The organism is Streptomyces coacervatus (genome assembly GCF_029223485.1).
Classification (GTDB): domain Bacteria; phylum Actinomycetota; class Actinomycetes; order Streptomycetales; family Streptomycetaceae; genus Streptomyces; species Streptomyces coacervatus.
Map to the genome: position 1 here is coordinate 76073 of NZ_JARHTP010000028.1, position 20682 is coordinate 96754.

General features: G+C 65.2%; 10 protein-coding genes and 1 pseudogene. 2 read left to right on the forward strand and 9 right to left on the reverse strand.

Annotated features, from left to right (window positions below; all coding sequences use genetic code 11):
- Nucleotides 1-51: 51 nt before the first annotated feature.
- Nucleotides 52-2175: a DNA gyrase/topoisomerase IV subunit B gene (locus P2Q00_RS45615; RefSeq protein ID WP_275780735.1), complete on the reverse strand. Its 2124-nt coding sequence runs from the start codon at nt 2173-2175 to the stop codon at nt 52-54.
- Nucleotides 2176-2617: 442 nt separating this feature from the next.
- Here P2Q00_RS45615 and P2Q00_RS45620 point away from each other — a divergent pair, with 442 nt between their 5' ends.
- Entirely contained in the window at nt 2618-2848 is a 231-nt protein-coding gene (locus tag P2Q00_RS45620) for a DUF7455 domain-containing protein (protein ID WP_200699702.1), read from the forward strand.
- 115 nt (nt 2849-2963) lie between these two features.
- Here P2Q00_RS45620 and P2Q00_RS45625 read toward each other — a convergent pair whose 3' ends face one another.
- Nucleotides 2964-3812 (reverse strand): serine protease, encoded by an 849-nt coding sequence (locus P2Q00_RS45625; RefSeq protein ID WP_275780736.1) that lies wholly within the window; start codon nt 3810-3812, stop codon nt 2964-2966.
- A 733-nt stretch (nt 3813-4545) separates the two neighbouring features.
- Between P2Q00_RS45625 and P2Q00_RS45630 the strand changes: the two genes are divergently transcribed.
- Nucleotides 4546-5376 carry a hypothetical protein gene (locus tag P2Q00_RS45630; RefSeq protein ID WP_275780738.1) on the forward strand — a complete coding sequence of 277 codons (831 nt, stop codon included), beginning with the start codon at nt 4546-4548 and terminating at the stop codon, nt 5374-5376.
- 351 nt (nt 5377-5727) lie between these two features.
- On the opposite strand, the gene P2Q00_RS45635 is transcribed toward P2Q00_RS45630, so the two are convergent.
- The 7 genes and pseudogenes from P2Q00_RS45635 to P2Q00_RS45665 form a co-directional block, all read right to left on the reverse strand.
- Complete coding sequence (locus P2Q00_RS45635) at nt 5728-6267, reverse strand: hypothetical protein (protein ID WP_275780739.1); 540 nt, start codon at nt 6265-6267, stop codon at nt 5728-5730.
- A gap of 53 nt (nt 6268-6320) precedes the next feature.
- Entirely contained in the window at nt 6321-7283 is a 963-nt protein-coding gene (locus P2Q00_RS45640) for a hypothetical protein (RefSeq protein ID WP_275780740.1), read from the reverse strand.
- Nucleotides 7284-7404: 121 nt separating this feature from the next.
- Entirely contained in the window at nt 7405-10857 is a 3453-nt protein-coding gene (locus tag P2Q00_RS45645) for a DUF499 family protein (protein WP_275780742.1), read from the reverse strand.
- A 33-nt stretch (nt 10858-10890) separates the two neighbouring features.
- Nucleotides 10891-13626: a DUF1156 domain-containing protein gene (locus P2Q00_RS45650; protein ID WP_275780743.1), complete on the reverse strand. Its 2736-nt coding sequence runs from the start codon at nt 13624-13626 to the stop codon at nt 10891-10893.
- Entirely contained in the window at nt 13623-17153 is a 3531-nt protein-coding gene (locus P2Q00_RS45655) for a helicase-related protein (protein WP_275780744.1), read from the reverse strand. Before P2Q00_RS45655 ends, P2Q00_RS45650 begins: the two co-directional genes overlap by 4 nt.
- 176 nt (nt 17154-17329) lie before the next feature.
- Nucleotides 17330-17472 (reverse strand): annotated as a pseudogene (locus P2Q00_RS45660) (tyrosine--tRNA ligase); the annotation flags it as partial.
- A gap of 90 nt (nt 17473-17562) precedes the next feature.
- Entirely contained in the window at nt 17563-20664 is a 3102-nt protein-coding gene (locus tag P2Q00_RS45665) for an SUMF1/EgtB/PvdO family nonheme iron enzyme (protein WP_275780745.1), read from the reverse strand.
- Nucleotides 20665-20682 lie beyond the last annotated feature (18 nt).

Here is a 20682-nt window from a genome sequence, read left to right on the forward strand (position 1 = left end):
CCAGGACCACGACCCAGGCCCAGGCCCAGGCCCAGGCCCAGGCCGCAGCGCCTACGCGTCGATGCGTGACCGGTCCAGCGTCGCCGCCGAGCTGGAGATGAACTCCTTGCGCGGTGCCACGTCGTTGCCCATCAGCAGATCGAAGACCGACTCCGCCGAGTCCAGGTCGGAGAGGTTGATCCGGCGCAGGGTGCGGTGACGCGGGTCCATGGTCGTCTCGGCCAGCTGGTCGGCGTCCATCTCACCGAGGCCCTTGTACCGCTGGATGGAGTCCTTGTACCGGATGCCCTTGCTCTGGAACTCCAGCAGCTTGTCGCGCAGTTCACGGTCCGAGTACGTGTAGACGTACTTGTCCTGGCCCTTCTTCGGCTGGACGATCTCGATGCGGTGCAGCGGCGGCACTGCGGCGAACACCCGTCCCGCCTCGACCATGGGCCGCATGTAGCGGTGGAACAGCGTCAGCAGCAGGGTGCGGATGTGCGAGCCGTCCACATCGGCGTCGGTCATCATGATGATCTTGCCGTAGCGGGCCGCGTCGATGTCGAACGTACGGCCCGAGCCGGCTCCTATGACCTGGATGATCGCGCCGCACTCGGCGTTCTTGAGCATGTCGGTCACGGACGACTTCTGGACGTTGAGGATCTTGCCGCGGATCGGCAGCAGCGCCTGGAACTCGGAGTTCCGGGCGAGCTTGGCAGTGCCGAGCGCGGAGTCTCCCTCGACGATGAACAGCTCGCTGCGGTCCACGTCGTCGCTGCGGCAGTCAGCGAGCTTCGCGGGCAGCGAGGAGGACTCCAGAGCCGTCTTCCGGCGCTGGGCGTCCTTGTGCTGGCGGGCCGCGATGCGTGTACGGGCGGCGGCGACCGCCTTCTCCATGACCACCCGGGCCTGGGCCGCGTCGTCCCGCTTGGTGGACGTCAGAAACGCCTTGAGCTCCTTGGCGATCACCGTGTTCACGATGCGGCGGGCCGCCGAGGTGCCGAGGACCTCCTTGGTCTGGCCCTCGAACTGGGGCTCGGCGAGGCGGACGGTGACGACCGCGGTGAGGCCCTCCAGGGCGTCGTCCTTGACGATGTCGTCCTCGGCGACGCGCAGCAGCTTCTTCGCGCGGAGCACCTCGTTCATCGTCTTGGCGACCGCCTGCTCGAAGCCGGCGACGTGGGTGCCTCCCTTGGGGGTGGCGATGATGTTGACGAACGACTTCAGGGTCGTGTCGTAGCCGGTGCCCCAGCGCATTGCGACGTCGACGCCGAGTTCACGGGTGACCTCGGTGGGCGTCATCTGGCCGTGGTCGTCCAGGACCGGGACGGTCTCCTTGAAGGTGCCCTGGCCGGAGAAGCGGAGGACGTCGTTGACCGGCTTGTCGCTCGCCAGGTACTCGCAGAACTCGCTGATCCCACCGTCGAAGCGGAAGGACTCCTCGCCCTTGCTGCCGCCCTCACCGAGGCCGAATTCGTCGCGGACGACGATGGTCAGGCCGGGCACCAGGAACGCCGTCTGGCGGGCGCGCTGGTGGAGGTGATCCAGGGAGAGCTTGGCGTCCTTGAGGAAGATCTGGCGGTCGGCCCAGTAACGCACGCGCGTGCCGCTGCGGGTCTTGGGGATCCGCTTGGCCTTGCGCAGACCGCCGGTGGCCTCGAACTTGGCGTCCGAGCCGTTCCCCGCGAAGGCACCGGGCACACCGCGCCGGAAGCTGATCGCATGGGTGTTGCCGCCGCGGTCCACCTCGACGTCCAGGCGGGCCGACAGCGCGTTCACCACGGAGGCGCCGACGCCGTGCAGACCGCCGGAGGCGGCGTAGGAGCCGCCGCCGAACTTGCCGCCGGCGTGCAGCTTGGTCATGACGACCTCGACACCGGAGAGGCCCGTCTTGGGCTCGACGTCGACCGGGATGCCCCGGCCGTTGTCCCGGACCTCCACCGAGCCGTCGTCGTGGAGGATCACCTCGATGTGATCGCAGTAGTTCCCGAGAGCTTCGTCGACGGAGTTGTCGATGATCTCCCAGAGGCAGTGCATCAGACCGCGGCTGTCGGTCGACCCGATGTACATGCCCGGGCGCTTGCGCACGGCCTCGAGCCCTTCGAGGACGAGCAGGTGCCGCGCGGTGTAGTTGGAACCGTCCCGGTCTGCTCCTGCCAGCAGCGCTGTGGACGGCACGGACGTCTCGGCGGTCACGCGGTTCGCTCCTCGCTGAATTTCAGGTGGGGCCCTTGTGGGTAAGGGCGCGGCTTCGGTCGCCGTCAAGAGGGTACCGAGGCCTGGTAGAGCCGTTGTAACGCCACCCTCGTCTGGAGTTAAGACTAGTCCAGGGTCGCATGCATGTTCGATCCCTCGATGGAGTGAAGTACATATCACGTTCCCTTCGAGGCATGAACCATTTAGGCTCCGGGCACGTCCTCATGAACAACCGGCAACCCAGCCGGGAGGACCTGACATTGACAGACCGCGCGAACCCGTACGACACACAGACACGCAATACGGCACATTCGCCGCCAACCGGCAGCAGACAGCCGGCCTCGAAAGATTTTTTCGAGGAAAAGCCCGGGGCGGGAACGTTTTAGGGCTGGTTGGATGTTGACCCTGGTACGACAGCTCGTCGAGCTAGAGAAGAGGCGACGTGACTACTGTTCTGACCCCCGCGAGCCCACTGACGGCCGCCGATCGCTGCGACCGCTGCGGCGCACAGGCCTACGTGCGCGTTGTCCTGCTCAGCGGCGGCGAACTGCTCTTCTGCGCCCACCACGGCCGCAAGTTCGAGCCGGAACTCAAGAAGATCGCCGCTGAGATACAGGACGAGACGGAGCGGCTGACGTCCGTTCCGGCATCAGCAACCGAAGAAGAGCGCTGACACCTCGCATTCACGACGAGCCAGCTCCGGCACAGGCCGGTGTACGGGCGGCGCGGCCCCTGATTCCAGGGACCGCGCCGCCCGCGCTCGTACCGGAGATGCGGTACGGGCTCCGTCAGCGGGCCCTGCCGGGCCCGCCGCTCCGGCCCAGCGCTCGCAGGGCCTCGGACACCCGCGTGTAGACGCCGGGGCTGCCCGCACGACCGCAGCCGCTCCCCCAGGAGACGAGCCCGATCAGCTTCCCCTGGGCCACGAGGGGGCCACCGCTGTCCCCCTGGCAGGCGTCATGGCCGCCTCCGGCCTCCCCGGCGCACAACATGCTCTTGGCGACGTACGTGCCGTCGGCGCTGCCCGGATACGCCTCCTGGCACCGGGCATCCGGCAGCACGTGCACGCGTGTCGCCCGCAGACTGTGTGCGTAGTCGCCGCCGCCGGTGAGGTCCCCCCATCCGGAGACCGTGGCGCTCGTACCCGGCCTGTAGGCAGGATCGCCGGCGGCCGCCATCGGGATGACCGAGCTGCGCGGCAGGGGTCTGGCGAGGGTGAGCACGGCGAAGTCCTCGGCATTGCTGTCGCTGTCGAAGGTCGGACTCACCCGGATGTGGCGTACCGAGATCTCGCGGCCACGACCCGAGAGCAGGTCCGTACGGTTCGCGATGACCTTGAGGTCGTGGACGCGCTCCGGCGGTGCTCCGAGGACGTCCTCGGCCATGCAATGGGCCGCGGTGAGCACGGTCGTACGACTGATGGCCACACCGCCGCAGAACTGCCCCGCACGCGTACCCCCGAACCGGTCACGGCTGGACAGCGCCACCGTCCACGGACTCTCGGACACGTCGATCGGGAAACTCCCTATGACAACGCTGTCAGCGGCCACGGGGGCAGTGGAGAGCAACGGTATTGCGGTCGCTGCGGCCGTAAGGACCAGCGGCCGGGCCAGCGCCCGGACAAAGGAACGGCGCATACAGGCTCCTCACTCTGGGATGGTCTTGGGAGACCCAGAGTGATCCAGCCCGCCGCACCCCGCACCTGCGCGACAGCACGAGAAGGCCCGGTTCCCCCGCGGGAGAACCGGGCCTTCTGTGTCGTACGACGGCGACCTAGTCGAGGTAGTCGCGCAGTATGGACTGGTGAGCGCTGTGCTTGGCGTGTATACGCGCAGCTCGCTTGGAAGCGTGACTCTGGAAATATCCTGGGTTGAGCATCACGGCCCTCCCTCCCCACCTGCGACATCAACTATCGCCGACCGTCTGCGATCTGCACAGATGGCGCGCGTCGTGCTCGCTCCCGTCGATGTCGTACGCAATCGGCCGGATGCGGATGGCTCCGTGCCTTTGGTGGGGGTAAGGCGTGGCGGCTGTCCCGGACGATATCCAACTCATGCCGACCGGACAGTGGCCAGAGTCCCGCCTGCCCACGGGGACGAGCCGTTACGCTCCTACGGAACAGAGCTCTGGCCTCGGCGGTGCGGCCTCGGCCTGTAGCTGAGGCCACGGCCCCGACTCCTCCGCTTCCTCTCCGCTTTGAACCGGCGGTCTTTCCCGGATCGACGGGGCGGCATGAGAGCCGACCCCCCGGAAGCACCTCGGGTCGCTGAAGGTCGTTCGTCACGCCCCGACTGGCCGACCGTCACATAATCCGACAGTCTCTCTGAAATCCGGGTGCATGGACATGTTCAGGACCCGATGATGGACGTCATGCAAACGCTCAGCACCCAGACGCTCGCCCGAATGATCAAGATCGGCAAGGGGCTCGGCAAGTCCGACATCCTCGATCTGCTCATGGAAGCGAACCTCTGGTCCAAGCGCATCGCCAAGGACGACAACCGGCAGGAGATCCTGCGGACCGCCCTGAACGAGGCCCGCGACAAGGCCATCGAGGAAGATGACGCCGAGGCTCACCAGGCACTCCTCGATTTCGCCCGAGCTCTCGTGGAGTTCGACCTCCACAGGGACCTGCGGAACCTGGTCGACGACCTCGCCGAGGCTCTCCGAACCGATGGCTACGAACTCGTCGACCAGGTGACGGACGACCTCGACCTCATGGACTTCCGCCACAAGGTGAAGATCCTGCCGTTCGACGCCAGCCAGGCACCCCTCCACGAGGAGATGACCGCGCTTGAGCACGAGTTGTCTGTCCGGGGATACACCCAGGCGCTCGGCCACTACCAGGCAGCGCTCAAGCACTTTTCGGAGCAGGACCACCCGTCGTCGAACGGGCAGCTCCGGACTGCGCTCGAAGACTTGATCGTCAACTTGGCAGTTGACCACACGGGCTACCAGAACACCGGGCGAGCCAACCAGGGCGGCCTCGCGATCAAGAACCTCTACGCCCAGGGCGGAACGGGGCCCGCGGTCACCGGCAAGCCCCTGCCGGAAAGGGACGGAGGCACCATGATCCAGGGCGTCTGGGACATCTCGCATCTGAACGGCTCGCACCCGGGACTCTCCGACGCTCAGGAAGCCCGCATTCGCATGCAGCTTCTGACGGGAGCCATGCACTTCCTTCTCCGCCACTTCCCCGTCTGATCGAACATCGGCCCACGGCACATAGGAGTGATCACGGTTCGCACCTCGCGAACCGTGGTCGGCGGCCACTCTTCCCCCGTCGCCCAAATCCTTTGGTGCCTCCGGACGCCCACACCGCAGTGCAGACAAGATCGAGAACGTACGAAGCGTCGGCTACCGGCTCGTCGCCTCGGCCACGCAAGGGGACAGGGGGCGACATTCACCGGTTCAAACGAGCTGGACGGCAGCGGAGAACAGTCGCAGTCGACTATGCGGGCAAGCTGATTCCGGGCCCGAACGTCCACTCCGGCTTTTGGCCGTCCAGCGATCCCGTTCCTTTGACATCCCCGAGCAGGGTGTGATGAACCCCCGTCACGTCTGCAAGCGCTGAGGTTCCTGGGAGAAGTCTCCCAGGTCTCGGTCCGTGGCCATGATGACCGCGTTAAACAGCCAAAGCAGCCGATACGACCGCACCACGCCAAGGAGGAGTGACGCCTCCACCATCCAGTGGACGCCGCCTGGGTCGGCCTCCGTGGTGTCTAGGACGGTGGCCAGAAGACAGATGCCGGCGATCAGGAGCGTCGCCGAAAGGATGCTGACCCAGTTCCGTCGGAACTGCGACGCCAGGTGCCCTGCGGTACGCAGTGTCCGCATACGCCTTCCCGTAGCGGCCGCGTACTGCGCAATCGCCGCGGTGACGAAGCTGCCGACCAAAGCCACGACCGTGGCGCCTGCCGTATAGATCTGCAAGCGCTGCTCGCGCCGCGGTTTCCCGAAGAGGTCGCTGCCCCCGGACCACTTCACCCAGGCGAGGTGCGCCCCAAGCACCGCGACCACAATCAGCCAGTCAGCGCCCGGTCGCGCACGCCACGTGTTGAGCAGCCGCCGTGGTCCGACCCCAGTACCAGGCATCGTGAATCCCCCCGCGCGACCAGTCAAAAGACTTTCCCCTGTCGCACTCCAGCCTAGACGTCAGCACCGACAGCGGCTCTTAGGGTCCGCTCGTGCTCATGAGCGACCCGCGCCAATTCGGTCAGTGCAACGTGGAGGTCGATCGAGTGCCCATCGGTGGACTCAAGGGGCACACGGCACTTAGCGGTGATGCGTTCCGCCACAAAGTCGATCTTCTCGTCTGTCGCTTGTTGGTTCCATTCCTCGATGTGCGCCTCGGCCCGTGCGACATCCACCGCGTCGGTGTTGTCGAGCCAGTCGCCGATGTCCGCGGCAAGCGCGGAGGTCGAGTCCAGCAGCTGCCGATGTCCGCGTGAGCGGCGCCTCACGGAGTACCACTTGGGCTTCTTCGGCACTTCCAATGTCAGCGTGATCGTCATGTCCGGATACTCCTCATGCATCCGACTGATCGCCGTTCCGATGTCCGAGCTGCTGCGGAGTGCCGACGGGCTGTCATGTGCCTCGGGCTGTACGCGAATGGTCAGCTTCTCCACGGCGTTGGCGCGGGCGAGCTTGTCGCGAGATCGGGCATCGACCACCGGGCGGAGCTGGATCTCCTCGCTGGTGAGACGCATGCCGTTGAACCATCTCTGGATCGCCTGCGCGCGTGGGGCCGAGATACCGCCGCCCATCGTGGCCACGACGTTCCCGAAGGAGAGGAAGTACACCGTCGTGACGTCGACCAGCCCCTGGTTGGCAGCGAGCTGCAGGTAGCTGAACGAGCCGTCGTCGTAGTTGATCTGCTGAGGCACGTCTTTACGGACCTTCGCCAGGAGCAGGTGAGGATCCGGCTGATTGGGGTCCACAGCACCGATCAAAGTCTCGCCGCCCGACTCCACCGTGCGCTGTGGGATCGGCACGTCACGCAACTGGCGAATCCGCGCGCCCCAGTCGCGGTGTTCCATCCGGGAGTTCGGTTCCTTCGCGTCTGCGATCTCGTAGAAGTGAACCGTTCTGTCCCGGTTTCTTGCAGCCATCGGCGCTCCCCCGTCACGATGTTTGCCCACCAGAATAGCGAGTGCGCCGCGGGCCGCTCGATGCGTCTCGCCCCAAGCGGGGTCTGCCGCTCGCAGGAAAGCGGCAGACCCATCGTGGCTCCTACTCGATCTCGAACTCGGCGTTGAGCTTCAGGGTGTTGGCGTTCTCGGTGAGGATGCGCACCTTGTCCTCTGAGAATCCATCTGGGTTCCTGGCCTGGATCTCGACGGTGATCTCCACCTCGGCCCCGATGGCGTCGAGGTGCTGGAGGATCTCGAAGAAGTACTTCGTCGCGTTCTTGCTGTACTGCTCGGAGGTGAGCTGAGCGTTGGCGTAGAAGCGGGTTGGGGTTTGCGGAATGACAGGTTGCTGTGAGCTGCCAGGCGCCCTCGCTGTCGTTCCATTCGTCGTCCCACTCGTGGCAGGCGCGGGAGGGCTACTCGACGTGGTGGTGGCAACCTCACGCTTCTGAGCGGCCGCCTCCTCGTCTTCCTGTTGTTGCCTGACCGCCTGATCCGCGCGTACAAGGAGGGTGCTGTCGGTGATCTGTCCGAACTTCGCGTTGCCGCCCGGCAACGTCAGCCCCTGGTAGCGTCCGCGTTCCTCGTCGTACCCGGAGGCGAGTGCGAAGCCCTCCGTCTCCCAGGTCACCATGGACAGGACATCTTCAATGCCCTGATCGAGGATGAGGCGGTTCACCAGGCGGTTCATGTACGGGTAAGTCGTGTGCAGCTCCCAGAGCTGCCCCACCGAGATGTGTCCCTGCTCCCAGATACGTGACAGCGGTCCACTGAGCTTTTGGTAGAGCAAGGCGGGAGCCTGCTGGATGTACAGGAGCCCTTCCCGCTTGAGACGGTCGGCAGTGCGCACGGCTGCGTCGCCTGCGCGCCCTCCGTCCACCTTCAGGTGCTCCCAGACGATCGGGCCACCTGAACTCTGCTCGGGAATCAGCGCCCATCGGTAGGCGTCGCCGATTCGCAGCTCGATCTTCTCGTTCGCCTGGTCGCGCCGAGTCTGTGCCTGGCGCCGCTGGCTCTCGGTGAGATCAAGCTCCAACTGGATGTCCAGCACCTTCTTCCAGCCGAGGTACTCGCGGGCGGCCTCCATGAGGTCACCCATGTCCTTCTTGTCCGGCGCCAGGAACACCAACGTGTTCTGGTGACTCCGATTCCTGGTGCCGTGAGAGGAGAGCGTCTCTACGGCGAACTGCAGAGCCGGGGTGTCCGGGACATCCTTGCCGCCGCGGTGTACACACTTCGGGTGGAGCAGCACCAATCGTGCCTGCTCAAGGTCAGGAACATCCTTCGTGTGTTGAGGTGCGATGTGCACGGCACCGAAGTCTCCGCGTCGGTGCTGAATCGGGCTCAGTCGTCGGACGATCTCCGCCCACACGTCCTCGTCCCGACCGATGAGCCGCTCGGCCTCATCCTTGGCCCTTCGGGTGATGTTCGCGTGCGTGTCGAACCAATAGCGATCGGCATCGCCGTACAGATACGTCGACCGGTCCGCGAGGGTGTTGAGCGCGGTACGAAAGTTCCCCATAGCGTCACCGGGAACCGCCATACCGAGCCTGATGTGCGCCTCGGACAACCCCTTCTTGGCAGCCTTGATGGTGGGAGCAGACCCCATGAAGACGGTGCGCGCGACGCGGCGACTCATCGCCCGCTGGCCGAGTACTGTCTTCTCGTTGTCTACGGAAACCGGGGTCGAATCGGGACCGTCGACGTCAGCGTCGATGATCGGCTTCCAGCGGTCTTCAAGGTAGTGGGTGAGCTCGCTCGCGACGCGCTGATCGTCGAGCGGGATGTCGCCCGGCATGATCATGGGACTCTTGTTCTGGTCCCGCCACAGCGCGTGGATGACTGCGCTCATCAGCCTCAGTACGCCGCGGGTGCGCTGAAACCTATCGAGGGTCGACCAGTCCTCGTAGAGACGGGTGAAGAGTTCCGGGTGGATCGGATACGTCGACTTGATTCGCCGCTCGTAGTCGGTCCTGTCCACGCCTGCTGGGAAGTCCCGCTTGTACGTGGCGTAGAACTGGGTGAACAGCCGGGCAACTTTGTTTATCTCAGCCTGGACCGCACCAGTCGGGGTCTCGAAGAGGCGGCGTCGCACGATCTCGAAGGACTCGTCAGAGCTCGCCGGCCGCCAAGCATCCGCCTTGCGATGAATGACCTTCTGAAGCCGATCCAGGGCAACCTGGCCTGCTTCGCCGCCGATCTCGTCAGCATCCGCCCTGTCGTTCTGCCCATCTTCTGAAGCCGGGATGGACAACACCAGTTGAGCACCGCTCACCGCTTCAACCGCCTCGGTCAGAGACTGAGCGAAGGAGAAGTGCGTCTCGAAAGTGCCAGCTGGAAGCTCGTCGTTGTTGACCAGCTGGCGCGCGTAGACCACCCACTCGTCAATGAGGACGAGGCAGGGCGCGTACGCCGAGAGCAGGTCCTGCAGTAGCTCCGAACCCGGGCTGGTACGGCTCTGGTCAGCCTCGGCGATGACGTCGTACGCCTGCCGACCGCCCAGCTGCCAGGCCAACTCTCCCCACAGAGTGTTGACCGTAGTGCCGTCCACCTTCACGTCGGGCTGGCCAGGCGCCAGAGCCGTCCCTACAAGCACGGCCCGGCGCACCTCCTCCTTGGGCAACCCCGAGAGCGAGGCCGCGATGAGCTCCTGCATCTCCTGAGGAAGCCGTTGTGGCTGAAGTCCCGGAGAGTAGAGGTGGTAGAGGGCCAGCATGGAGTGGGTCTTGCCGCCACCGAAGTTGGTCTGCAGATTCACCGTCGGCGAAGCGTTGTTGTCGCCGGAAACCCGCCTCAGCGACTTACTCAGCAGGTCGCGCAATCCGTCGGTGAGATAGGTCCGCTGGAAGAACTCCTCGGGCTCCGTGTACTCCGGGGAGCCCTCGCCCTTTGCTACCTGCGCGAGATTGGCCGCGAACTCGGAGGCGTTGAAGTCGCCGCGTGCCACATCTTGGTGCGGGACGAGGACGTCACGCCACGGCTTGAGGCCGTCAGCGGCAACACTCGGCATCGCAGCCGCGCGCCTAGTCTGCCGCTTTGTCTCGGCCTCGATCATGGTCCGCTGGAGGTCGAGTCGTGACTTGCGGATCTGCTCGACCAGCTCAGCGGTGGCGCCTACGGCGATCAACAGCCGTTCCGCGGTGTCCAAGGCGCGCACGGTGTCGTCGGCGCTGAACGGCTCGTTGTGCGCCCACCGGTTGCGTACGTCGTTGACCTCGCTGGCATACCCGCGAGTGGCGCCCGGCAGCGAGTGACGGAAGTACGAACCCCAGTAGCGCTGGACTATGTTCAGCAGGAACTGCGGGTCGCGCTTTGACGTCAGGCTGCGCCCCTTCTCGCGCTCCTCGGCGACCGCATCATCGAACCACGTCGTTCCCTGCCGTCTGGTCATCTCCCGCTCCACAAGCGGGAGCAGACCGTCGGGCAGCAGCTGGATGACGCGGCCGATGCGGTCGAGGTTACTCATTGCCATGGTGTCCGCAGTCCTGTCTTCTAACGCTTCCGTAGTGTCCGCTGCGCTGTTGGCGCCGTGCGCCGTCTCGTTGTTCTGCATGCCGCCCCCTTGTGCAACTTCCGGCTTCGCCGGTCAGAACAACACGTCTTCCTCCGCTGTCACGCCCCGCTTGTCAGCTACCCGAGCCGAGGTCTGCAGGTCCGGCCAAGAACTGACGAGGTTGTTGAACCATCGCTGGCTCTCTGTCCAGCCTCGCCCCTCAGAGATGTTGTGCAAGAGGTAGGCAAGACCCTTGACCGTGTCCTCGTCGATTTCGGTGCGTGTACGTGCGCGAGCCAGGAGCTCTCCGGCCGCGTCGATACCGGAGCCCGGGCCCTTGCCCTCGATGAGACGGGAAAGGTGCATGGCCACTTCCCAAATGGCGAGACGGTCGTCCGTTGTCGGGTCATAGTTGGCCGGAAGGTCTGTCGGCTTGATGAGCGCCGCTTTGCCGGCAGCGGACTTCACAACTCCCGCGTGCACAAGGCCGGGCACAGAAGTGTTGTAACGGTTAGCTAGTTTGTCGGCTTCGCCGAAGTTGGCGGTCTCCCATTGATACTCCTCAAACCACTTGATGCACCAGCGGGTGTCGGCGTCGAAATCCTCTTCATATTCGGAAATGACTTCATCGAGCGCCTTCGTAATCAAGGACAGGGCGGTACGAACACGCATAGGTGAACCATCGGGCTCGGTCACGCGGGCATATCGGGAGAAAATCTCCATGCCAGGACCAATGGCCGCCTGGCCGAGGTCGACTGCCGGGATAGAACTCTGCTGTAGAGGCTTGATGCGCTCTGGGAGTTCGCGACGAAGGGCCTGGAGGAAACCACGACGGTCAAGTACTTCAGCGTCGGCGGGGCGGGGTCGGCATATCATGGCAATATAAGAAGCTACCGCGTTGGACTGGATGCCTCTTTGGCGCGAGCTATGGGTAGCATGCAGTGGCCATGTTCCAACGATGCTGAGGCCAGCGCTCAGCATCGCTTCGAGCATGGCATCCCAAGCAGAGGAAGCCAGCTCACCGTCCTTATTTTCTTCCTGCCTGTGAGCATAAATGACGATGAGCGGCAGATCTTCCCGGGACGCCTGCTTCAGCGAGGAGAAGACTTCAGTGAAGCCATCAATGAAATACTGGCGCGCTTGTCCCGGCCCCCCATGCCGAAATGGGTCCGCAATAAGTTCGGCAGCCTTCGGAGTCGCCATGGTCCCGAAGAGATCAGGGTGAATATTTCTTGCGGCACGTCGAAGCCACACGTAGAAGTAGTCACTCAAATCGGCATATGGAATCTGCGCGAAATACGGCGGATCGGTCGCGACCAGAGCGCTTCTTGGAGAAATCATGGAGCCCGCCGTACGGGCATCGGCCTGCACTGCCTGGCCGGCATGAATCTCGCGGGGAAGTGCATTGATGCCGCTGATCATGGACTTCAGTTGACTGAACCAACCGCCAGCAGATTTCGCGAAAGGATTCACTTCCGCAAAATCCCAGACCATCGGAAGGGCGTTGCGGCCAAATGCTGGCTGAGCCTTCGCGGAACCATGGCGAGAGTCGATCTGCCAGCGGGCCTGAGATGAATTAGCCATCGCCAGTTTACTCACACAGATCGCGAGAATGGAGGAAATCGCCACTCCTTGATCGGAATCTCCGCCGTCGCTCCTTACCCACTCCGGAACTTTTGCTACTGCATCCGCGAAAGCCCCTAGAGTATGAATCTGACGAGTTGTGTAGAGATCTGACTGCTTAGTGATTCCATATGCCTGGACCCTGAACCCAAGAGCCTGTTCTGGGAACTCCATTTCCGGGGCATCGTCTGGCATGGGGATCTCATGTGCCATGAATCCGTCTTGCTCAGGAAGGAAATGTCGTCCCGACTCGTCATCGACGGCGATCGCAAGCAACTGCAGACCCATGAACCCGTCAGTTCCCACCTTGCGGATGTGCTTCTCGTCCACCTGCTTAGCACACGACAGGCACGTAAATTTTCCACCACGGGCCGCTTTGGTGGCGGCAGGAACTTTTTCCTTTAGCCCCATCCCAATTTCGAATCGCACGCGACCATCATCCAGAACAGGCTTAAGCCACGCCTCGCGCCCCTTCTGCTTACTGAGCCAGGGTGAACTGTAGAGAGGGATGTCAATTCCGCAGGCAGGGTTGGTGCACGGCACAGTTCTTGCCCAAAGCCAGGCGACAGCCTCCCCGCCCTTTACCGGTTCGTAAAGGTGTGCAACCTTGGACTTCACCTCATCCTCGACGCGTTTGGCGTAGTGCTGGATATCGGCCAGCAACCCTCCCATTGGGTCGATTTCCGTGTCCTCAAAGGCACCATCATCGCCTGATACGGGGGGCTTTCCGAGCACAGTCGGCACAAGCTGAGTCTCCACCCGCGTCACCAGCGTCGGCACTGGGTTCAGGTCGCTCGCGACTGTTGAGAAGCCGAGCCGCTGTGCCTCGATCAAGGTCGACCCGCCACCGCAGAACGGGTCAAGAACGGTGGGGAGTTCTTGCCCCTGCTCGGCCAGTACTGCCTTCGCCCGCTTCAGCGCCTCCGCCGACGGGGCCGTCCCGTTGTCGGGGACCAGGCCCTCGATGATCTCCAGTAGATCTGCCCGCTTCTCATCGTCACAGGGATCGTCCACAACAGCCGCGAACAGCAACGCTCGCCACGCCGGCGTAGGCATAGGCGCGAACCACTTGTGAATGTTCTTGATGGTTCCGACCTTGCGGTCCTTGTCCGCCTTGCTGGCCCTGCTGATGGCCTCGGTCGGCAGAGCGACCTCAATGAGCTTCCGCTTCCGCGGCGTCGACTCGTTGTCTGTCCCGGCGCTCACAGTGGAGCTCCTCCCTTTGTCCAGGCGTCCGGCCACGACAGCAGGAGCCCCTCGGCCTTCAGATCTCCGAACTCGGTGTCGGCGAAGGCGTTGCTCAGGTATCGCACCTCGTCATGTTCCGGCCCGTCTGGGTGCACGGATACGAGAGCGAGGCGGTGTTGGTCGCCTCGGTTCTTGGCGACCAGGATCTCGTTTCGGCTGATGTAGAACTGATCCGCTCCGGCGCGGCGGCCCTTGACCTCGATGTGGACAAGTCGGCCTTCCGGCGTCAGGGACCGGATGTCGTATCCCGGGTTGTTGTGGGCCATCTCCTCAGGGATGCGCCCGAACTCCCGCTCCGTCCGCAGCACGGCGGCGACGGCCCTGCGGTCGGTCTCGTACCCATCTACCGCATGCAGCGGAGCAAGGGCGGCACCGTCCTCCTCGACTCCAACCGCCTTGGCCAGCCAGCCAATCGGGACGATCAGCGCATGGCCGGCCACCACCGGAGGCTTGGGCTGCAAGGACGCGTCCTTCTCCAGTTCGGCCAGACGCTGTTCGCGGCGGACCTCAAGTTCCTCAGCCCACGACCGCGCGCGCTCCGGCCGGTGTCGGATCCGCTTGCCCTCGGCCAGGTCCTGCTCCAGCTTGCCAGCCTGCGCGTGCCAATAGCTGATCTCCTGCTTCAGGCGCTGCTCGACCTGAGTGCGGGTGCGGTCGATGACCGGGAGAAGGCGTTCACGAGCCGAAGTGAGATGCTCGGGCACGGCTTCCTGGATCGCCCAGTCCAGCGCTCGCGCGCTTCCGCCGTCACGCAGCCACTCCTCGTCCAGCAAGACCTTTATGGCCTTGGCCTCCAGTGCCGTTGGGGGGCGGTAGTCGAGGTAGGGGGCCGGACCTGCATTGCGTGCCACACCGTTGGGCAGCAGCTCGGTGAACGCGAAGGTCCGGTCAACAGCCCGCCGGTGGCCATCCAAAATGTCCTGCTCCAGGGCGACGAGGAGCTGCGGCTGGTCGCCGGAGTCGGCGGCGTCAACCAGGACGGCGCCCTTGCTCAGCAGGTGGCCGTGGCGTCGCACAGTCTCGTTCAATACGGCGTCGAAGAGGGGGTGTCCCGGTGCGATGAGGTCGGCTCGGGGCTTGCCCGGCACGGTGATGGATTCCCTATCGAAGCAGACCCGTTCGTACTTGCGCTGGACCATGCCTCCGAGTCCATCACCGAAGCGGCCCGTCTCACGCAGGGCAACCGGCACGTGGGTGATCTCGGAACGGCCGGCTTCCCGGGGCTTCAGTTGGCCGCCCAGGCGGGCGAAGGCGTCGCGGAAGAAAGCTTGCACGTAATGGGGGTGCAGTCGGCGGGCCTGTGCCTCTTCCATGCGCAGCCGCACCTTGTGGACGTCCTCGATCCCCATGACCTGAGCGTCAAGAGCGAGGCCCTTGATCAGCTCGACGGCGCGCTCACCGACTCGCGCGTCAATGACCTGGTCGAGCTGGGCCTTCACCTCGGGCTGATCGCCGTAACGGATCGCCTTGACCAGCAGCTCACGCAACGGTTCACCCTCAAAGATCTCGCCCAGGACATTGTAGACCTTGCCCTGATACGCCTTGCTTTGTTGCTCGATCTTGTCCAGCAGCCGCTGGAAGACCTGGCCTTCGCGGGTGTTGTCGGCGACAAGGTTCCAAAGGTGGCAGACCTCGGTCTGCCCGATGCGGTGGATACGGCCGAAGCGCTGCTCGATCCTGTTCGGGTTCCACGGCAGGTCGTAGTTGACCATGAGGTGGGCTCGCTGGAGATTCAGACCTTCACCGGCCGCGTCGGTGGCGACGAGCACCAGGACGTCGGGGTCCTGGTTGAAGGCGTCCCGAACGTCACGCCGCCGCTGCCGCGGCGTACCACCGTGAATGTTCACAACGGTCTCAGGCTGCCCGATGAGCGCGCGGATGCGGCGCGAGAGGTACTCCAGAGTGTCGCGGTGTTCGGTGAAAACGATCAGTTTGCGAGGCCGCCCCTCGGCGTCTCGCATGTGCTCGTTGTCTTGCAGCAGTGTGGAGAGTTCCAGCCACTTGCGATCCTCACCGAGCGCGAGGACACGGGTGGCCAAGCGTTCCAGCTCCCGCAGACTGTCGATCTCCTGCTTCAACTCGACGATGGTCAGCGCAGCGGAAGCCGAGTCGACGACCTCCTCCTCCAGGTTCTCCAGCTCCTCGCCGGACAGGTCGTCCAGTTCGTTGTCGAGCGAGGACATTCCGGCCATCGCCGCAGCGGCGAACTGCGGAGCGGTGGCAGTGAGCTCGGCGCGCTGCTTCGCGGCGAGCATCTCCTCGCGTCGGGCTTCGAGCCGTCTCCGACGGCGCTCCAGGGATCTCGCGATTGCCTCGGGGCTCGACGCGAGGCGGCGCTGCAGCACAGTGAGGGCGAAACCGACCTGGTTGCCCCGGCGGCCGTCGAGTCGCTCCGCACGGTTCATCTCGTCACGTACGTATTCGGTGACCCGCTCGTACAGCTCCTGCTCGGCCGGCGAGAGCTCGTACGGGACCGTGTAGGCGCGACGCTCTGGGAAGAGCTTCCTCCCATCGAAGGTGAGGAGGTCTTCCTTGACCATGCGCCGCATCAGGCCCGAGGCGTCGTGCTGGTGGACTCCGTTCCGGTACTTCCCGGCGAAGCGGTCGCCGTCGAGCAGCGCCATGAACAGCTGGAAGTCCTCCTCCTTGCCTGCGTGCGGAGTGGCCGTCATCAGGAGGAAGTGCCGCGCGACCCGGCCGAGCAGACGACCGAGCTCGTAACGCTTGGTCGTTTTGAGCTCGGCCCCGAAATAGCTGGCACTCATGCGGTGCGCCTCGTCGACGACCACCAAGTCCCACGCCGATTCGACAAGACGCTCCTGGATCTCTTCGGAGCGCGCCAGCGCATCCATACGCGCGATGAGCCGAGGATGCTTGTCGAAGACGCTGCCGTCGATGGTGGAGTCGATGAGCTGCCTGGTGAGCAACGTGAAGTCGAGCCCGAACTTCTCCAGAAGCTCGTCCTGCCACTGCTCGACGAGACCTCCTGGGGCGACGATCAAGCAGCGCTCCAGGTCACCGCGGAGGGCCAGCTCTTTGATATAGAGACCGGCCATGATCGTCTTTCCGGCCCCTGGGTCATCGGCAAGCAGGAACCGGAGGGGAGTCCGGGGAAGTAGCTCGTTGTAGACCGCTTGGATCTGATGAGGCAGCGGATCGAGCACACTCGTGGAGACAGCCAGCATGGCATCACCACGGGCAGCCATGCGGATACGCAGAGCCTCGGCAACGAGGCGGAACAGGTGGGGGTCGGCGTCAAACGCCTCATGGGAGGACGTGGATGCCCCGGGCGTGAGCCTGCTCTCGTGATCCCGGTAAAGAATCGTCTCTTCGACGGTGCCATCAGGACGGCGATAGGTGACCTGTGCGGCAGCGGTCCCAAACATCTGTAGCGCGACGATCACGACGTCCAGGCCAGGGACGACACCGGATATCACGCGCCCCGGCGTGAGTTCCTCCAGCCGGAGGGGGCTTTGTCCAGACATTCCCAGCCTCCTACCGACTGCACTCTTGGTCACGCGTATAACGGGCTTCAATGATGCCCCAGCACAAACGTGCTCGGTCCGGAACTGCAGCGGTCTCCCCCTGTCCCGTCTCGGCCCACTAGGCGAGGTGGCCTCATGCCGCCGTCGCGTCGGCGGCGAGCAGCTGGAGGTACGGCTTCGGTCAGGTCGTCGGGGATGGACATCAGCCCGGCCGTAGACGTCATCAGGCGACGCGGTCAGGCCCACGTAGTTGCCCCTTGCTCTTGCTCAGCTTGGTGCCCGTGCCGTCGGTGCCCTCGATGAGCGGCGTGGTGATGACGACCTCGTGAGTCTGGTCCGAGATTTCCAGTAGCCTCCACCGACACCGATCCCGGATCGCTTCACAGCATCTTGCGCTCCGCCGTTGTCCCTACTCCCTCGCGAGCCGGAAGCCAAGATCGTCATTGCGTACGAAGCACTGTCCTCGCCCCCGGTACGCCGCCAGAGCCCTATTGTGCCGGTGGCGCCACGAGCCCCCTCGGCAGACACGGGCGTCGCTGGGCGCGTCCGACGGACGGGCATCCCGGTCGTAGGGATACGGCTCCGGGGCGCTCGCCGTCCACTCGAAGACGTTGCCGGACAGATCGTCGATGCCTGCGGGGCTACGTCCCTCGGGGAAAACGCCGACGGGGAGCGTGCTGCGCGCGTGGAGCTCGAAGGTGTTCGAGGCGAGCGTCTCGAAGTCGTCCCCGTAGGGGAAGGCTCGCCCACCAGGCGACGCGGCGGCCTCCCATTCGTATTCGGTGGGCAGACGGACCGTCGTGCTCGTCACCGCGCTGAGCCAGGCGCAGTAGGCCTCCGCCTCGTAGACGGAGACGCCGACGACGGGGGCGCTGGGGTGGGCGAGGAGGCTGTCGTACCAGTACGCCGGTGTGGACGGAGCCTCCGTGCCGTAGATGTCGGTCAGTGCCTTCTGGAGGGCCTTGTCGGTCATGGTGGTGAGCTTCACCATGCTGACGGCCTGTTGAAGGGTGGCCGCGCCGGTGCGGAGCATGTCGACGGGGAGGGTGGGACGGCGGCGCAGGTTGTCGCGCTTCTTGCGCCACTCGAAGGCGATGAGTTCCTGGATGCCCTCGCCGGAGCGCCATCTGCGGGCGTGGGCGGAGTGCCACCACTGGTCGTCTTCATAGCCGCCGGCGGCTATGAAGTGGGCGTACTCGGCGTTGGTGACAGGGCGGCGGGCCAGGTCGAAGGCCGATAGCTGCACCTCGTGGACGGGCCGCTCCAGGACGTACGGGGAGCCTTCGGCTCCGATGCGATGGTTGCCGGCTGGGATGCGCGCGAACTCCGGGAGGAGCGCACCACCGTGAGCGCTCTCGACGCGTGTCAGGCGAGGATCGCCCAGGACGCCGAGGATGCGGCCGTAGTGGATACGGGCCCGCAGGTCTGTCGCCGGGTCGGTGCTGCGGGCGACGAGCGTGTGCGTCACCTCGGTGCGCACGGCTGCGTCCACGCGTACGTCGGGGGCGGCCAAGCAGCGGCCGGCCAGGGCCGGGTTGATGGTGAGGATGTTGCGGACGTACGCGTCGGGGTCCTCGGCCAGGGCAGCGGCCATGACCGCCGTCTCCTCCCAGCCTGTGGTCGGAAGCGGCGGTAGCGGCTCGCCGGGGGCGAGTTGGGTCAGGATCTCGGCAAGGGGCGGGGTTACGGCGGTGGCGGTGTCGGGTATGGCGAGGCGGGAGAAGTCGGGGGCTGCGGCGAGTTGGCGTGCGGCGAAGAATTCCTGGAGGAGCTGGTGGAAGAAGCGGATGGCTTCTTCGTCCTCGTCGAGGATGCCGGTGTCGCAGCCGACGCGCAGGGATGCTTCCGCGAGGCGGGCCAGCCCGTTGAGGAGGTCGACGGCCGTGTCGTAGTCGACGACGACGCTTCCTTTGTCCGCGCCGCGCTTGGTTTCTTGCATCTGGTAGGCGAGGCGGGTCAGGGCGGGAACGAGGTGGCCGCGGTCCGGGAGCCAGAGCGGGTCGCGGACGCCGTCCCGCAGGCGACGTTGTTCGCGATCGGTGATCAGCTCCGGGTCGGCGGTCCGCGGGTTGCCGGAGAGGATCTCGCGGCGGAGTAGTTCGCGGACCATGCCGGCGAACGCGTCGACGCGGCCGACGGGGACGGTGCCCACGGCGCGGACCTGGTTGACCAGCAGGCGCAGCATGTAGGGAGTGCGGTAGAACGACAGGGCTCGCGGGTCACGGTTCAGGGCATCGTGGACGAGGTCGGCCTGTTCGGGCAGGTGGAGGGCGATGTACTCCAGGACCTGGTCGCGGGTCATGGGTTCGAGGCGGATGTGCGGGACGCCGACGTCCTTGCTGCTGAGCATGGCGCCGTAGTCGAGGGCGCGGCAGGTGAACACGGCCCGGTTTCCGGGAACGTCGCGGACGCATTCGTAGAGGAATGCCTTCCACGCGTCGATGCGGCGGCGCAGGTCGGCGGCATCGAGGTGGGCGAGTTCGTTGAGGCCGTCCAGGAGCAGCAGGAGGCGGCCCGACTCCAGGAAGTGCGCCAGCTCGGGCAGGTGCGGGTTGCGTGCCCTCCAGCGGTCCTCCAGCCAGCGGCGCGGGGCAGGCGGTTCCCCGGCGTTGAGACCGTATTCAGCCAGCGAGATGCTGAACGGGATGACCGGATCGGCGGGGCTGGTTATTCCTTCTGCGGCCATGTCGAGTTCGAGGCGGCGCAGCAGCGTCGTCTTACCGGAGCCCGGCGCTCCCAACAGTACGTACGCGAAGGAGTCGCTGCCGGCGAGGATGGCCTGGAGGTCGTCGGTGCGGCGGCTGCTCGGCGCGGTGACCCAGCGGTCGGCGGCGTCGGTGCCTTCGTCGTAGACCAGGGCGAGGCGCACGAAGCGGCGATCGAGCTGGTGGCGCGGGGTGCACCAGCGGGCGTAGCAGGACAGGATGTATTCGCGGATGCTGCGCGAGGGGTGGTCGCGGATGTCGTGGAGCTGCTGGTCGGTGAGGGCGACGGAGCGGTCGGGGTTGCGGATGGCTTCTTCGAGCGCGGCGAACGCGCCGAGCAGGGTGCGGGGCGGGGCGAAGGGGGTGGTGACCACGGCGTCGTCCACCGAGGCCGCATGGGGCCACGAGAACGAGCCTCGCAGCGCGGTGACGAGTGCACGCGTGCGTGCCGCCCATTCGCTCTCGTCGGCCTGGGCGGTCCATTCCAAGCGCTGAAACGGGACCAGTTGGTAGTGCAGTTCGCAGCCGTCGATGCGCACCACGTGGATGGGCTTGCGGTGATCGTAGAAGAAGAACCACTCGTTGAAGACTTCGCGGGACTCCGTAGCCTTCTCGGTGAGGAGCACGACGAGGCGGTCGGCTGACCGTAGCGCCTGGTCGATGGAGGTGGCCCACCGGTCGGTGTGCCGGATACGCTCGGTGTCCACCCAGGCGTCGAAGCCTGCGGCTTCCAGTGTGTCGTGGATGCGCTGCGCGAGGGCAGCGGAGTCCCGCTGGTAGGAGATGAAGATCTTCTCCCGGGCCACTGTCACACCTTCCCCCGA